The sequence below is a fragment of the Paenibacillus sp. FSL H8-0317 genome (assembly GCF_045040685.1).
Classification (GTDB): Bacteria; Bacillota; Bacilli; order Paenibacillales; family Paenibacillaceae; genus Paenibacillus.
In genome coordinates, this window is sequence record NZ_CP150294.1 from 4,570,962 (window position 1) to 4,586,937 (window position 15,976).

Here is a 15,976-nt window from a genome sequence, read left to right on the forward strand (position 1 = left end):
CCTCCTTAGTTCAAGCGGATCTCAACTTGACCCGTCAGGAATTTAAAAATGTCATTATTCAAAATACTTCGTGGTGTTTCGAGCGTCCCGAAATAATAAAGGTTTCCACCTGTAGCAGCATCCCGCAGTCCAAAGTGTGTAACGGTGCCCCAATTGGCTGTCGCTACCGCAAAGGCTACATCTCCCGCAGATTTGATAGCCATCTTTTGTATGTTATTCATCAATACACCTGTGATCGGGTGAAACTCTTGAACTGTTATTTGAGCCGGTTCGGCAAAGATCAGAACTTGCCTGCCGTAACCTCCACCGGACACTTCTTGCCCCGTATCATTCCAGGTTGGATCGGAATTATAAAGAGCGACATACAGCCTATCTGGGAATGTGAATTTTTCCCCTCTTGCTGATACATTCAGTTGTTTGGTCGCTAAAAACTTACTGATATTCATCGGTTCACCCCTCTAACAAGTATTCATTCTGAATCTTGAACTTTTGAATTGTTGTGGAACCTGTGTTGGTTAAAACAATCACTGGACTTGCGCGTTCATCACCCAAAGAAATAACTTTGATCTTTTCTGGAGAATGAGTAATAGTTTCTTCCAGCATGTTTTCATCGCTTTCCGGAAAGGGATGTTCTCCCATCTTGATTGGAATTGTCAGTTCCCCGTCGAAAAGAATCTTTTCAATATCAAGAGTACCGGCATATCTTCCGATGTATCTTCTTCCTGGTAAATCGTCGAAGGTGAATACAACATCCCCTTTTTTAGCATTAAAAAGAGCCGCCACTTTGGCGACTCTTCTATGATAGTCAAGGGTAGTATCATCAGCCATGATGATACACTCCAGGTTAATTACTCTTGGACCATAAGTGCTACCAAAATCAATCTCTCCATCCCGTCCTGCAATTTCGATACTGTAGTCCCTCGTCGGTGGTAACACCGGGATGTTATGCTTCTTCAGGCCAAGCCCAATCTCTCGAAAGGATTTTCCGTCAGCAGTAGCATTGATCATTATCCCTTACCTCCTCTAGCCTGCATCCTCCGCATCAAATTATCGCGTTCACTCCAGAAGACCTTCGCAGCCGATTCGTCCGCGATATAAGTATCTCCTGATTTAATTACGAATTGATTACTGGTTCTCTCCGGATTTACTCCGTTTGAACCTTGAGGAACTGAAAATTCAGGCATTGTGAAGTCTAGTCTGTGCATTCGTAGGTTCAGGAGATTAAACAACGAATCCTGTTGACGGTCATTAAGGATAGCCTCTCCAGCATGAGCGATAACTGGAACAGCCGCACCGCGAGGTCCTTTGACAATCCCACCTTGGGAGAAGTGTTGGAGTTTACCTGTGTCCTTCTCAATGCCATATTTTTTACGTAGGGCTTCGTTTTGTTCTTGAAGGAGCCGCATAGTTTCGGCATCACCACGGGCTTTAGCTGCATTCCAGGCATCCTTGTTGGAATTGTACGTATAAAGATCAATTTCTTTCTGGTATGAAGGGTTCTTAGATGCAGTACCATGAGCCAAAGATCCGCCAGAAACGTCAGTCACTCCAATCACAGCGTTTGCTGTAGCAATCTGAGCAAGACGACTCTGGTACTCCAAAACAAATGCATCAAGCATCCCAAGGATCGTTTCGTTTTTCTCACTTTCCTTTAAAATTTGAATGTTTTTCAGATTCTCAGCAGACAACTCAGTATTTGAAGAAAACTCATCAAAAGCGGAAGAGAGATCATCATAATGAGATTTAGCGTCTTGGATTTTATCGTCAAAATCTTTTTCGCGAGTTGTTTTTTCCTCTTGTAACGCCGTTTTCTGGTCCTCAAGCGCTTGTTTCGCAAGCTTACGCCCGTGTTCACGATCCATGTCCTCAATATCCTTTTGGACTTGTTTCCGCTCTGCAATACCTTCCGGTCCAACAGCGGACTGGAGTTTTTCCAGACGCGCTACTTTCTCCGCACGCAATCTCTCATAGTCATCCTGATCGTTACTTCGCTCCATCGCTTGTATCAGATCATCAATAGCTTTTATTTTGGCTTCTTGAGCCGAGGTGAAAGCATCCTTCTCTGCCTGGATACGTTTAATCTCCTCATCTCTCGCATTGTCCATTAACTTTTTCTGCTTGGTTACCGATTCGGATACGGCTTTAGTCATTTCATCCATGAGTTTTTTCTTTAAATCATAGACCTTTTCATCGGCATCCATTCGTTGATCGCTTCCTACCAGGTAAGAAGCTTGAAGTTTCATATACTCGGCAAGTTCTTGTTCGGTAGTCATTTCACCGATCGCCTTCATGTGATTAATTCGTTTCTCAGCAGCAGAATAGTACTCCTTATCCAGATCATTACGCTGCTTATATATTTTCTGTTCTAGATCCCATAGTTGTTCAGAAGACATAGTCTTATCAGCTTGCATCTTCATAAACTCTTGAAGCTCCCACTTCATGATGTCTACTTTTTGAGCACCGGACATTTCCATTTTTACAGATTCTTTATTAATCCACTTCTCTGAAAACTCATAACGAGATGCAATCAATTTTTTTGAAGTATCTTGATACATTTTCTCAGCTTCTGCACGTTGTTCTGCTTTCAGTGTCGTGTCATTTCGCATACGGTTGTATGCCTCAGCCTGCATTTGATAAATCTCAAACTCAGACTTACCTTGACGTTCCATCTGATCCGTTTGTTTATCAATCCAATTGGTTGAATTTTTAAATTTCAGATCCGTAACCTTGTTGGTCAGGTCATACACTTGTTTAGCTGAATCAACACGCTGTTCCTCCGTTAGGGCAGTATTTTTGAGTTGTCCCTGATAAAACTGAAGTTGAGTCTTGGTCATTTCCATCTCGGAACGGCCTTGCTGACGCATGCGTTCAACACGAGCTTCCATATTGGCCTGTGCCGTATCAAACTGATCACTGGCATACTGATCCTTCATGTCAGACTTCTCAGACTGTACATCACCGATTTTTTCGGTCAGACTTCGTCTCTTATTGATCAACTCATCTGATTTCAGTCCGGACTGATCTATCATCTGACGCTGCTCCTGCATCAGTTTCTGAATTTCTGTTTTAAGTTTTAATTGAAGTTGGTACTCAGTCTTGTATTCTTGTGAATCTTTCTTCATATTTTTCTGGCGCGCTTCGGATTGTTTTAAAGCCAACTCTTTGTCTGAGATTTTCATATCTTTGATTCCGAGTTTACTTTCCAATTCCGAAACATCAATGTTATACAGCTCATCGCTAATCCGCAGTTGTTCGCTTTCAGCAGTGTTTTTTGCATCCTTCAATTGCTTCTGTGTAGGTTGTGTAGTTGTACTGGACTTTTGTGGAGAATAATCAGCCAATACTTTATCAACATACCCTACATCTCCGTATACCTTGCTTTTGTATACTTTCTTGTACTTCTCAGAATAGGCAACCATGTCCGCTTTATTGTAACCACCGGACTTTTTGAACCAATCGATGATACCTGATCCCATGTTGTATCCGCCAAGGGCCATGGAGACATCTCCACCGGATTTCTTCAATAGCTCAGAGAGCATCTTCGTGCCTGCATCTATACTTTGTTTAACGGTTGAATTGTTCATGCCATTGACTTGCATGACATTGGTTATTCCATTGGCTCCGAAAGTTGATTCACGTTGAATCACAGCGGCAACAAGATGTGGGTCAACATTAAATTGATTGGCAGCAGCATTAATCTCAGAAGCGTATTTACCGGCATATGCCACTCCGCCAGAGGTAGATTGGGGACTAGTGGATGTCGGGTAGGCTGCATCTGTCGAAAGCCCCGGTATACGAGTTGCTCCGTTGTATTTCGGTGCCCAATAGCTATTATTTAAATCCGAAACCTTTAATCCGGATTCACCCATTTGAATAAACTTACTGTCTCCCATGTAAATCCCAACGTGAGAGTTGTCCTTACCATTCGTATTAAAGAAGACAAGGTCTCCAACTTGTAAGTTTTTCTTTGATACCGCAGTTCCCGCTTTAGCCTGTTGAGCTGCGGTACGCGGTACCTGTACACCAATCGTTTCAAACATCTCCTGCACAAACTGAGAACAGTCTGAATAGGCTCGCTGTTTGAAATCATCAAACGAACCGGTAAATTCACCACCTATTTTCTTGTATCTCATCACACCCGAATTAGCCAGGTCTACGGCGGTAGACAGCATTCTTGTAATGTCTGAAGATGGTCCGCCACCAGTCGTAATCTCAGTTTGAGAGGACACGAGTTGGGATGGATCATTGTATCCTTGTTCGTAAAGTTTCTGTTCCTCCAGCAATGCTTTACGCTTCTCAGCGAGTATATCGAGGTATTCTTTGGATGACTTCGCTACACGCTTCTGCTGGGAATCCAATTTTTCAAGTGCTTTGTTATATCCCTCAATCGCTTTCTGCAAATCCGTTAAAACCTCAACGTTTTCTTTTTGCGCTTTGTTTGATTCATTCACTCCAAATGTATTATCATTCAGTAGTTCAGTCATCGCTTCGATCTGATCGTTGCTTAATTGCAATTGTCCAGCGTATTGCTTGATGACATCATTGATTTCCTTAACTTTCTGTCGTTTAGCTTCCATTTGTTCATTTGCTTTTTGTTGAAGTAGATTCGCCATCCCCTGAGTAATCAAATGAGTTTTACTCAAATCAACTGCGTTTTTTTCTTCTGAAGATATCCCTTTTTCAATCTCAGCCAGTTTTTGGCGTGCCTCCGAAAAACTAGTGATAGCCGAAAATTCCGTCCCATAAAACTGAATTCGTCTTAAACTTTCCAGAGCTGCATTTTTTGTTGTATCCCGTTCTGCTCTAATGTCATCAATAGATTTCTTTATCTTAGCTTGTCTTACTTTCTCAAGAACCTGTCCTTCAAATATCCAACCATCCGTTGTTTTTCTGATCTGAGAAGCTAGTTCAGGGTACTTAAGAATTAGATCACCAACTGTTTGAGCGCTAAGAGACTGTCCATCAGCTAGATTGGAGGAAACTTGATTCAATTCAGCAACAACAGAAATACTTGATTGGGTTACATTTCTAAGTGTTTCCAGTTGTTTATTCATTTCCTCCGTAGCCTGATCAATAGCCTCGGCAGCTTGCCCGTTTGATCCGGCCAATCCATCTACTTCTTCTTTAGCATCATGCGTGTTTGCAGTAAGCTGAACTATTTCAATATTCGTATCACCCATGGTTGCCAATAGTTCACGATTTTTGGTCTCTAATGATTCTAGTTTAAACTCCAAGTTTTCCAAGGAGTTAGACGCTTCATCCAAACTTTTAAAACTGAAGACATTTTTTAAAAAGTCGATTCCTCCGGACATCAGGCTATTCTTTATAGAATCTATTTTCTCTTTTGTCTTTTCGATAGCTGCATCATTTTCATTAATCTGATTTTGTAAATTGCTTTGTTGCCCCTCCAAAACAGACTTCCGAGCTTCGTTTCTCACTCTAATTAACTCATTGAGGTTATCAACTTGTTTTTTCGTAGCTTCGTCCGTGTAACCAGCTGCTTCTAATTGAGCCAATCCTTCTTTACCGATAGTCATTGCTAATGCCTTAGAGACTTCATCCAATTGACGTTTTGTCTGTTCTTGTTTGCTCGCAGAGAGAGTTCCACTATCAATCATTTTTTTGAGTGAATTGTGTGCATTGACCATTTTAGGCAATAAATCAATCTGTCTCTGGTACTGACTAATCATCTGCTGACTTGCTGAGTCATTATCCTTAGCCAGTTGCATTCGATCGCGCTCAGCTTTTTCCGCTTCTCCGCTCTTCATCGCGAAAATAGCAACTGCCCCAATAAGAAGTGACAATCCAGCTGTAGCTGCGGCCATGGTTACGGTTGCCGCAGCCTGCGCTCTGCTGAGAGAACTAGTAGCGACAGTCGCTGCACCTGTTGCAACTGTCTGTGCTTGTCTTGCGGCCGTTTGTTGAACCGTACTGACTACTACACCTTCCCCAGAAACAATGTTTACGCTATTCGCAGCAGTGTTGGCTGTGGTTGCTACAGTACTAGCAGCAGTGGAAGCAGTCTCTTGAACTTTGGAAGCATTCAACACCTGAATTGCCGCTACCACTGCCATAATTGGACCACTCAAAGCTTTGTATGCTAGTAGTAGACCGCTCAAACCGGCTGCTGCAGCGTAAACTCCTGTTGGGATTTTAGTTAGCCCAATAAGTAACTGGTCTATGCCATCCAACACATCTTTAATCATTTGTCTCAGTCCATCTTCTCCAGCTGTGTTGAAAATCTCAAGAAGGGAGGTTCTAGTCTGTGCAGCTTTGCGTTGAATGGTATCCATCTGAACCGTAAGATATTGCATTGTTGAACCTGTAGAACCAACAGAAGCGGCAGTACCAAGCAAGATATCCCCCACGTTTAAAGATGCCGCGAGTTTTGCGTACTGGTAAACACCTCGTGAAATATCAGCGTAGGATTGCGTAAGGTCATAGTTTTTGTCAGTAACCTGGATCGAGAGATCCAAAAGAATGTCTTCCGCTTTACGCCACTCTTCCACACCTTTTACAACTTCTTTAGTTTTCACGCCGAGTCGTTCAATTTCATCAACGGCTTTATCTGTTCGGATAGTACCTAATACCGTTTTCCACATGTTACCTAGATTTTCGCCACTTAAAGCAGTGTTTCGGACACCTGCTGAAATTAGACCGTTCATAAAATCAAATGAGACTCCAGTTTCAGCAGCGATTTTCCCTGTTCGTTGGAAAGCAGCTCCAAGGTCACGGGCAGGAGCCATCGTATCATGCGCAACTCTGGACCAGGAATCAAGCACCCTATTACCAATCACCATAGCATCATTGGCATTAGTAATATGTACTCCGTATTGAGACATAACAGATTCCATAGATTTCGTAGCTTCTTCCAGTTCAACCATGTCAACGGTAGACAACTTGGTGGATTGTCGTACAAGCTCTTGAACCACATTGACATCTTTATACATCCGCCCCCACAAACGAGCTGATTCTGTTACGTCCAAGATATTGGAACCTAGTTCATGAGCTGTATGAATGAACTGTTGCGTCTCCTTGTTGAGCTTCTGGGTATCCATAATCATTTTGTTCGTTCCATCTTCAAAATGAACAAAATAGTGCTCATTAGTCTGCACGTATCCAGCCATGTTTGACTCTATGTCTACTAAGCCCTCATGCATCGCCTGTGTCACTTCATGCATTACTTTATACATGCTATGAAAAACTACGGCATGTGTAGCCATATCACCTAATCTACCGATCCAGCTTTTAGAGACAGCATCCATAGTGGTACCCATGCGCTTGGTCTGCTGCTCAGTTTGGGAAAGCGCTTGTCGAATCCGTTGTTCCTCTTGCAGCACCTTTTCCCGGAGAGCTTCTTCTTTTCGCTGGCGTTCTGTCAGAGCAACACGTATCTTCTGTTCCTCTTGCAGAACACGTTCCCGCGTGCGCTCGTCTGTACCCGTACCGGTTGCTTTCGCAGCCTCTTGACCTGATTTGACTGAACGATTTTGAAGAATCTGCATCTTTTGTTGATGCTCACGTTCAGACTGCTCAATCTGCTGATTTCGTCTATTAATCAGGGCTTGTTGCGCCTGCATTTTAGCATCAATCAAACGATTGGTTTGCTCAAGTTGTTGAGCCTTTGCACCAAGCAAAGCAGTTTGAGCAAGCTTTTGCTTTTGTTGAGCTTCGTACTCAGCTATAATCTTCTGACGGCGCTGATCCGAGGTCAAAGCCATTTTATCCATTGCTGAAGTTATATTCTTGTATGACTTCTCAGCAGTTGATAGTTCAGCATTCAAGGCCTTAAATGCATCTGCGTTACCTCGCGCTCCAGTGTCGATGTTTTTGAAAGACTGCAAGACTTTCCCTGTATCTAAGTTAAGCCGCGCAGCAACGACATCTCTATTTGTACCCTCTGCCATAGTAACTCCTCTCTATCTCGGCTGGATGAAGCCGAGATCGGATAAGTATTTTGCTTTCTTTGGCTTTTTGTTTTCGATTTTACCGCCATGCAACACAATTTCGAACTCACGAGAACGTTGTTTCTCATTCATCAAAGCCCGGATTTTAGGTATGGTCATATTAGGCCACTCTGTATCAGATATACCGTTGCTGATACAGAGTGCCCATAGACCCATCCAGTCCGTTCCTGGTTGATCTACTTCACCATCCTCAGAATACTCATCATCGTCATCGGAATCAGGATCTGGAGGAAAAGACTCCTTATAGAAATCGGTCCAAAACATCATCCAATGCCTGGATGCCCTCCATGTCCACTTGTTCAAACTCTTCATCCGTTAGTCCCTCTACAAAGATCATGTCAAATGCTTTCAAATACGCCTGCTCAATAGCCGGACAGTCAATAGCTGGGATATCCTGCTCACCAACTTGCGTTGCTTCAATAGCATCCCGTCCAATGACGTAACTAAAGCGAATGCCTTTGAGATTCTTGGCATGTTGTCGCACTTCCCGGATCAACTTTATTGTCCCGACCTTGATAGTTTTATGGATACCTTCAGCCAAACGCACAGTGCTTCCGATATTCAAAGTCTGGTCCAATGTCTTCTCTTCTTGGGTTTCAACTGCTTGTTCAAATTCACTCATGTTCATTCTCCTTTGAATTGAAATATGGTTTTTACCAAAAAAAGAACCCCACCAATTACCGGCAGGGTTTCAAATGTTGGTTTAGATTCCGAACTTGATAGTCATAGCGTGTCCTTCTGGATTATCTGCCGATCGTCCAGGTTCCATCACTTGGAGATCAATTGTTGTTGTACTAGGTTTTTTTCGTTCTTGTGATACATCCAATGTACCACCTCCAAGCGCTTTGAAAATCGTCACTTGCACAGGAATAGGTTTCCCACTCTTATCATCAATAAGTTCAAAACGGTGAGTAAGTTTAAACGGTGCTGGACGTCTATTTCCGTCAAACACTGTCTCTGTACCTTCTTTTGCCCATTTATAAGTAACCAGAACTTCTCTTCCACTATTCGCATCCGAAGATAGGATTTTCCCTGTTGCATCAATCATGTATTGCTGATCAGTCGGTGTCGAAGCTACACGAGTCAGAAGTGTGCGTTCATCGGTATCACCATCCACAATATATACTTGATCACTTTCTTCAATAAATGTTCCAGCATATTTTGTTGGAGCCTTAATGGTATAACCATCAATCCCAAATAAGCCTTGTTCAGTTTCATCAAACTCCATATCTGTGATACGTTTTGTTGTAGCCCCCTGAGACATGTCAGCAATAATTGGCGAAAATCTCGGCACTTCAATACTTGCCTTATCCTGTAAATCTCCAGCCGTGTAATGGAAAGCATATCCGCTGTCTCCACCCATAACTGCTTGCCAGTCAAATTGAAGTTGCAAAGTAAGTTTCGTCACTTTGTCTTCGACATACTTTACTTTTCCTTCCAAATCAAAAGCAACAACTGTCCCCACTCCATCAAAAACTAATGGTCTCATGTATTATCCTCCTTGGGTATAGAGTTGATTAGACAAGCTCCCAGAGCCGCGCATCAATCTCTTCGATTCGTTTGTAATCTTTTGTATCCTTATATCCTTCAACTGGTTGCTTACCATCCATTAATCCGAGTTTTTGGGCAAGACGAATCTTTTCACGGATCAACTTTTCCAGCTCAGGAAATTCTTCCTTAAGTTCCGGCTTGTTATCTGTTACTTCAGTTTGTGTTTCAGACATATCCTCACCTCAATTCATCCGGAGATAGTCAACATCAAATATTGCCTTATACCCTTTGACACCTTGTATACCCGTTGCAAAATCAGCATCGTACGTCAGTACACAAAGGTATGTCGCCCAACCTGGCATCGTAATCCGTTTATCGTGTAAAATACGAAATGCTCTTTCAAACAACAGCTTCGCCGCATAACCAGTACCAGCATAAAAATCTAAGCAAAACTTTCCTTCGAAGACTAATTGATTCGGAGAAAAGCGCCCTGGCATCACATATTGGCAGATATGAGGAACAGTTTCATGACTTACAGTGATTTCAGGTTCCATTCCCTTTGTCAATCTCTTCACTACCTCCTCGGAAGGTGAAGATGAGTCAAGCTCAAGTAACTCCATGAGTTCGGCATCACCTTTAAGCGCATGCTGAACTGCATCCAACAATTGAAGACTCAATCTCTCACCTCCCTGAAGTAACGATGATATGGGAACTCTGTAAGAACGCGACTAATTCCGTTTAATATGCGATCACGATTGGATTCCAAAGCTATACGCATAAAATAAGTAGGAGGAGTGGCTTTGAACGAAGGATCAAGATCACCCCGTTCTGCCAACTCCTCCAAATCTACTCCTGCATATGCACCTTTAGATTGTTTTACTGTTCCGTCAATAGCTCTGTACTTTCCTCTGCCCCGGCCTACGACAACTCTGCTTCCCTTTGACCTCAGTTTGTTCCATGCCTCACTGTTCATATAGCTGATTAAACCCGGGTTCTGGCTTGGACCAGCCATAAGTGATCCTTTACCAAACTGTTCAAGCCATGCCTGCCAATAGTCCGCGGTAATGTCGCCTGATATCATCTGGTTCGCCAGCACAGTCATGTGCATTGCCAGGCTTTCTCTTACAGCCGGATAATACCTGATACCAGTCTTTGCAGTAAGCATAATGATTTTCGTTAGACCTGTGATTTCAACCGCTAACTTGTTTTCCAAGTCCTTCGCTGAACGCTCTGCATCGTACCCGATAATCATCGCCTGTCCTCGCACAACTGAATATGTAACAGATTCGGATATTTGATCCGATCCACTACATCCACTTGATATTCCTTACCAGCAATCACGATGCGGTCTGGACTTACCAATGCTGGATCACTCGGTTCCCTGACATCAACACTGGTCTGTAAAAGAAGAACCAGGGAGGTTGTAGATAGAAGACCAGGGTCTTCTTGTCTCAGCTGAGCAGAGACATGTTGAGCGAAACCAATGATATCCCCGGCTACGAGTGTAAACTCAGGTTTGCCCTTTGGATTGTCATTCGCATCATACTCCTGCATGTACCGTTGTACTTCCGTGGTAACGTTTGTTTTGATCAAGGAGCAGTATTTGTCCGTATCAACCGTATTTCGAAGTGTTTGGACTAAGAATGCATCATCTGTCCGAACCAATGAACCCCTTTCAACCAGTGAATCGGGTGAAAAGAGTCCATTGTACACGTATTCTTTCCCCATTACAGTCGTTGCTTTTGTTTCACGAGACAGAATGACCGATTCCTCATTCTCGTCCACTGTACAGGCAGTGTGACGGTGAGAGAACTCATAGAACATTTACCTTCACCTACCTAAATGACCGGAGTTCGAACTCTGACAACAAATCGGCAATCTCCGGTGTGATCATGTTATTTCCAAAATACTCAATGCTGTAATCGAAATCCTTCTTCGACTTTACATTAGAGTTAGGATTAGTAGCCATCTGTCCAATAAGCAATCCGCAAGCCACCTTCACTTTATCCGGTATGATTTCCCAACCACTCGTGTAACTCACTTCCAACTCTTTGTATGGAGAACCAAAAGGAGATTGTCCGCACCACACTGAACCGATTTCCTTATCCACATCAATAATGTTCAGGTTATCGATCGGTTCGAATTCAGGAGATCCAAAGAAGTTTCCGAATGCACCCTGTGTCGGCCTCCCTTTTGCACTCAGCAGATCAAGTACAGGATAATACGACAAGTGCCCCCGCTGAGAATCAGTGAGGGATATTCGTTCAGTGTATGTCTTTACTCCAATCTCTCGCTTGCATCTGCCGTCAATGATTGCTGATGCACGAATAATCAAAGGTTCTGTTAGTTTGACACCGGCAGGAACATAATCGATATCGGTAACTTCGAGGTAACGGCTCATTTCGCATAACCAGCCTTGATGAGTGTATCGCCTAGTACGCTTGGAACAATTGTCTTTCCTTCCTGGAATGTCACAATCCCTCCGTTGAAATGGATAGAATGCGAGCCTTTACACTGGCTTGGCGTACCGATCAAAGTCAATTCAACAACATCCGGTATTTCTTGATTTGGCGGTTCAACAACCTTGCTGGATATAAAAGCTTCTCGTGCTTCATTCAGCACGTGATTTCCAACTTCAAATTGACTCGGTTCAGCACCATCAGTTGCTACCAATGATTCAGCTTCTTTGATGGCACTTTGAAAAGTTTCAACAGCAGCAATTGGATACTGCCCCGGGTCATCTCCGGCTTTCATTTGGGATAACAGTTCAATAGCAGCAGAAATAGCATCCTTCAATCTGTCCAAATTCGATTTTGCCACGAAGTCATTCTCCTTTCTGTAAGACGGCCCTTCTGGGCCGCCTTGAACTTGATTAGCCTACAGCAGCAATTGTAGGGCGCTCGATAGTTCCGTAAGCGTGAGCGTAACTTGGACCTTTAGCAACCGGTGCTCCATATTTCACACCAACGTATTGTTCCAGCAGGTTGCTAGTTGTTCCAAGTTCGAACAGGAACATACCCTTTTCGCCAACATAGTGATACTCAATCATGGATTCGGTAACAATGGCGATACCGTAATCCGTATTGCCTGTGTTAGTCTCGTTTGCTTTAGAAGGCATAAACGGCTCAGGGATGATCGGTAACAAGCCAGCCGCTGTCATGATAGTGGGAACCTCAAGACCCGCCACAACTGTTTTACCAAACGGATCAGACATTTTTCCGCTTTCTACAGCCAAACGTACTTCTTCGGTCATGTGATAATGACCGATTGGGTGAATATAGATCGCTGTAGGTAGTACTTCGTATTTCTCGCTTCCTACCATTGCCGCAACTTTTGCGCGAATAGCAGCAACAATTGATGCTCCAACACCTACTGTGAACGTATTTGTGATCTGACTTGGAATACCCATGTATTGGCGAGTGGTAGGAACAGCCAATGCAGTGTCATTCCCACGCCATAATGCTTTACCATGTGTCAATGCAATTCCATTCAGCATATCATCGAGATCCTTGGCCTTCAGTTCAGGGAAATTATTTTGCTGTTGTCCGAGAGTAACATCGTAATGCCCGAAGTTGACCTGATTCGTCAAAGCCTTGATCTTCACACCATGTGGCGTGCGCTCATTGCTTGTTGGTGTAGCCGAAGGATTACGAGGGTCGATGAAATCCCCACCGTTTACAGTGTTCTGTTCATAGTACGTTGAGATATCACCTGTAGCTGGTACGTAATTAATTCGTCCATCCAACACCGACTTCCGGCGAAGAATGTCTGTAATTTCTTTTTGATAATCATCCGTAATCAGAGCACCTGGTCCTTGGAATTGAGTTGCTGCTGCGATATCAACGAATTGAGCTTGCCCTACGCGGCTGTTCATATATTACACGCTCTCTTTCTGGGCAAATTGTGCTTTTGCCTGCATTTTTAATTTGAATGATTCAGAGGACGAAAGGTTCAGGGCATCAACTGAAGCACAGAAGGTTTTATAATCAGTCCCATCTTCGCTTCCAGAAAGGTTAGCGCCGTATTTGGAGAGCAATGAAGTAGCGCTAATTGTTTTTCGTTCTGGTTCACCCGGAGGTGTAGCTGCAGCTTTCAACTCTTTTAATTCTTTCTCCAATGCAGTTGCTTTGTCTTGAGCTGCTTTCAGATCAGCAGCGGCTTGTTCCTCTGCCGTCTTTTGCTCATCCTCTTCCTTCGATGCCTTCATATTTGTAACTTCGGTTTTAATAGACCCGACCTCTGTCACAACACTTTGCACACTGGCTGTAATCGTCGCCATACTATCTTGTAATGTCTTCATAGCATCTTCCATTGCCTTTGCTTGTTCCGGTGTCATATCGACATCCCCCTGTTCTTTTGTTGTATTGCGAGCTGCAAAGCTCGTTGTTTTATAAGCAGCGGCTTCCGCGAACAAAATTGCCGCTCCAGTACCGCAAAATTCCATAACTTCAAGCACATTCTCATCATCAGTCGCATTTTGAACTGAAGCTTCCATTTCAAAGGAAGCGCCGAATTGATATTCACTCCAGTTATGTTCTGCCGCAAGCCCATTGTAATAACGAATTGTAGCAACAACATCGGGAAAGTCTTTCCCGAATATGTAACCTTCGATCCATGCATATCCGTCCATTGCACGATAAGCTTTTTCGATTACAGCGACTTTGAAACGAGGATCGTGGTCAGACATCCCATTGATATAGTCAATATTCAAAGCCATACCAACAAACGTCTGTAAGCACTGGTCACATACACTTGATGAAATACGAACTTTCTTTCCTCCAGCCCCATGAGGCGAACCATCACTAGGCTGATCTACCGCAAACAATGCACATTTGAAAGGAACTTTATTAGGATGAGTCCTATCATCCGACACACTAAAGTCTTGGGCTCGCATAGTCTGTCTGCTCATTTTCAAAGTTTTAAGCATTTCACTTCTCACCCCCTTCCGCGGAACTTTAATTCCCGTCTTTCCTCCCGATTTCTCGGTATAGGAAGACTTTGCTGATAAGTCATCCTCACTAGCTTGGAAACGATCCTCGAAAGCATTTTCCCACCATCTTTCTGTGAAAATAAAAAACACCAGCTTATTTTAGTGGTGTTAAGGTTCATCTTCTTCAGTTGTGTTTGATGGAGGGTCACTGGTGGTTTCTTTGGATTGCGGTTGTCCTCCATCAGGTTCATTCAGGTTAACTACAGTTGTCTTGCCCGGAACAAGCAATACTTCACCGTGACCATTAGGCAATGCCCTCTTAGCTTGCTCATCACGAACCTCATCTGGTGTTACGACTCGACGATCCAAATAGATTGCATCAATATCTGCCTTGAGCTTTCGATCTTTCAAGGAAGTTTCATAATGGAATTTGAATTCAAGAACTCCACCCATTCCAAAAATCCCGTCAATAATGTGGTTGTTAATATGTTCAACAATGTTCTCTGCTATATTTTGGACAGTATCCTTGGTATCTTCATCTTCACTATCTGCCGTGCTTCGATTGACATCTTTGGTCTGCCCTAGTTTTTTAGGAGAAATCTCGAAGGAAATAGCCACGATTTCAATCAAAAAGCGCTGCCATTCAAGGAACAATGCTTTGTCATCGGTAGCCCCAAGATCATGGACACTCGATTTCCCGCTTCCGATAATCGGGTCAATGCCTCTTCCCATGATTTCATGTTCCCAAAATTCCCGAAACGCCTTTATTGCTTTAGCATCAAACTTTTCACCCAAATTAATCAGCTTCCGCCTGCCTGCACTTGAAGTTTGCTTGCCTGCTGATCGATGAGCTGAAATGAACATCTCAACAGACTCCCAAACTATTTCAAGTGGAGAAAGACCAAACGGCGTATTGCTCCTTGGATTCATTCGTATATACATCAACTCAGATGATTTCAGATGGATATGTTGACCGTTAACTCTTTGTGCATACCTGTAGGAACTCGGTTTCCCATCCCATTCAGGATATAAATCCACCGAAAATGTATCAACTGGGTACATCCTAAACGGCCTGAGCGGATCTCCCGCACGTAGCACCTCTGACGATCCAGCGCTACACACAAGCATGTCCTCAACCAATTGTTCAATCCATGAACGAAATGTGTCTCCCTGGTTCGGCTTCAAAAGAGAACGCTCAATAATTTTGCACAATTCGCGATACCGTTCGCTTTCATGCTCATTTATTGCCGTGACTGACCAATTCAGTTTCGTAATCCCCTTCTTTACAATGTTGATTGCAGCTCTCGGGATTGGCGACTCCGATAGTTTCCGTAAGTTTGTTGGAGTACGCTTTGGCGCAGGCTGATTATTCCCCTTACGCATCATTACTCCATACGGAAACGGATAACTTTCCGTCATTCGGTCAGGATCTTTCTTCGTCCTTCCCGCCTCAAGCCAGTTAACAAACCATGATCTTACCCCCAATCGCCTACCTCCTTTCTGACAAAACAAAAAGAAGGCAGGAAATGTTTCCTTACCTTCTTTCTTTGGTCATACTTCTATGGATTTATAATAACATTGAGTTATT

General features: G+C 43.3%; 15 protein-coding genes. All 15 read right to left on the reverse strand.

Translation table 11 applies throughout. The annotated features are described in order from the left end of the window. Positions 1–5: 5 nt before the first annotated feature. On the reverse strand, positions 6–446 hold the full coding sequence (locus MHB43_RS20300) for a hypothetical protein (RefSeq protein WP_405117852.1): 441 nt from the start codon (positions 444–446) through the stop codon (positions 6–8). 4 nt (positions 447–450) lie between these two features. Beyond that, entirely contained in the window at positions 451–1,008 is a 558-nt protein-coding gene (locus MHB43_RS20305; protein ID WP_405117853.1) for a phage tail domain-containing protein, read from the reverse strand. Beyond that, positions 1,008–7,907, reverse strand: coding sequence for an NlpC/P60 family protein (locus tag MHB43_RS20310; RefSeq protein ID WP_405117854.1), 6,900 nt, complete (start codon positions 7,905–7,907; stop codon positions 1,008–1,010). Before MHB43_RS20310 ends, MHB43_RS20305 begins: the two co-directional genes overlap by 1 nt. A 12-nt stretch (positions 7,908–7,919) precedes the next feature. Beyond that, on the reverse strand, positions 7,920–8,234 hold the full coding sequence (locus MHB43_RS20315) for a hypothetical protein (RefSeq protein ID WP_405117855.1): 315 nt from the start codon (positions 8,232–8,234) through the stop codon (positions 7,920–7,922). Then, entirely contained in the window at positions 8,209–8,589 is a 381-nt protein-coding gene (locus MHB43_RS20320; RefSeq protein WP_341073458.1) for a hypothetical protein, read from the reverse strand. The genes MHB43_RS20315 and MHB43_RS20320 overlap by 26 nt, the downstream gene beginning before the upstream one ends. A gap of 81 nt (positions 8,590–8,670) precedes the next feature. Continuing rightward, entirely contained in the window at positions 8,671–9,456 is a 786-nt protein-coding gene (locus MHB43_RS20325; protein WP_405117856.1) for a hypothetical protein, read from the reverse strand. 28 nt (positions 9,457–9,484) lie between these two features. Continuing rightward, positions 9,485–9,691 carry a hypothetical protein gene (locus MHB43_RS20330; protein ID WP_405117857.1) on the reverse strand — a complete coding sequence of 69 codons (207 nt, stop codon included), beginning with the start codon at positions 9,689–9,691 and terminating at the stop codon, positions 9,485–9,487. Positions 9,692–9,700: 9 nt separating this feature from the next. Then, complete coding sequence (locus MHB43_RS20335; RefSeq protein WP_354437366.1) at positions 9,701–10,135, reverse strand: hypothetical protein; 435 nt, start codon at positions 10,133–10,135, stop codon at positions 9,701–9,703. Beyond that, positions 10,132–10,710, reverse strand: a complete 579-nt coding sequence (locus tag MHB43_RS20340) for a hypothetical protein (protein ID WP_405117858.1) — start codon at positions 10,708–10,710, stop codon at positions 10,132–10,134. Before MHB43_RS20340 ends, MHB43_RS20335 begins: the two co-directional genes overlap by 4 nt. After that, the gene (locus tag MHB43_RS20345; RefSeq protein ID WP_405117859.1) at positions 10,707–11,282 is read right to left on the reverse strand and encodes a hypothetical protein; all 576 of its coding nucleotides are present in this window, start codon (positions 11,280–11,282) and stop codon (positions 10,707–10,709) included. Before MHB43_RS20345 ends, MHB43_RS20340 begins: the two co-directional genes overlap by 4 nt. A 10-nt stretch (positions 11,283–11,292) precedes the next feature. Continuing rightward, positions 11,293–11,859 (reverse strand): hypothetical protein, encoded by a 567-nt coding sequence (locus tag MHB43_RS20350; RefSeq protein ID WP_405117860.1) that lies wholly within the window; start codon positions 11,857–11,859, stop codon positions 11,293–11,295. Next, positions 11,856–12,278, reverse strand: coding sequence for a hypothetical protein (locus MHB43_RS20355; RefSeq protein WP_405117861.1), 423 nt, complete (start codon positions 12,276–12,278; stop codon positions 11,856–11,858). Before MHB43_RS20355 ends, MHB43_RS20350 begins: the two co-directional genes overlap by 4 nt. Before the next feature lie 52 nt (positions 12,279–12,330). Then, positions 12,331–13,332, reverse strand: coding sequence for a hypothetical protein (locus MHB43_RS20360; protein WP_405117862.1), 1,002 nt, complete (start codon positions 13,330–13,332; stop codon positions 12,331–12,333). Positions 13,333–13,335: 3 nt separating this feature from the next. Beyond that, positions 13,336–14,385: a 3-oxoacyl-ACP reductase gene (locus MHB43_RS20365; RefSeq protein WP_405117863.1), complete on the reverse strand. Its 1,050-nt coding sequence runs from the start codon at positions 14,383–14,385 to the stop codon at positions 13,336–13,338. Positions 14,386–14,556: 171 nt separating this feature from the next. Further along, entirely contained in the window at positions 14,557–15,873 is a 1,317-nt protein-coding gene (locus MHB43_RS20370) for a phage portal protein (protein ID WP_405117864.1), read from the reverse strand. Positions 15,874–15,976: the final 103 nt, after the last annotated feature.

Coding starts and splice junctions, on each gene's coding strand:
- MHB43_RS20300 (WP_405117852.1), bottom strand. CDS start 446: ATGAATATCAGTAAGTTTTTAGCGACCAAACAACTGAATGTATCAGCA.
- MHB43_RS20305 (WP_405117853.1), bottom strand. CDS start 1,008: ATGATCAATGCTACTGCTGACGGAAAATCCTTTCGAGAGATTGGGCTT.
- MHB43_RS20310 (WP_405117854.1), bottom strand. CDS start 7,907: ATGGCAGAGGGTACAAATAGAGATGTCGTTGCTGCGCGGCTTAACTTA.
- MHB43_RS20315 (WP_405117855.1), bottom strand. CDS start 8,234: ATGATGTTTTGGACCGATTTCTATAAGGAGTCTTTTCCTCCAGATCCT.
- MHB43_RS20320 (WP_341073458.1), bottom strand. CDS start 8,589: ATGAGTGAATTTGAACAAGCAGTTGAAACCCAAGAAGAGAAGACATTG.
- MHB43_RS20325 (WP_405117856.1), bottom strand. CDS start 9,456: ATGAGACCATTAGTTTTTGATGGAGTGGGGACAGTTGTTGCTTTTGAT.
- MHB43_RS20330 (WP_405117857.1), bottom strand. CDS start 9,691: ATGTCTGAAACACAAACTGAAGTAACAGATAACAAGCCGGAACTTAAG.
- MHB43_RS20340 (WP_405117858.1), bottom strand. CDS start 10,710: ATGATTATCGGGTACGATGCAGAGCGTTCAGCGAAGGACTTGGAAAAC.
- MHB43_RS20345 (WP_405117859.1), bottom strand. CDS start 11,282: ATGTTCTATGAGTTCTCTCACCGTCACACTGCCTGTACAGTGGACGAG.
- MHB43_RS20350 (WP_405117860.1), bottom strand. CDS start 11,859: ATGAGCCGTTACCTCGAAGTTACCGATATCGATTATGTTCCTGCCGGT.
- MHB43_RS20360 (WP_405117862.1), bottom strand. CDS start 13,332: ATGAACAGCCGCGTAGGGCAAGCTCAATTCGTTGATATCGCAGCAGCA.
- MHB43_RS20365 (WP_405117863.1), bottom strand. CDS start 14,385: ATGCTTAAAACTTTGAAAATGAGCAGACAGACTATGCGAGCCCAAGAC.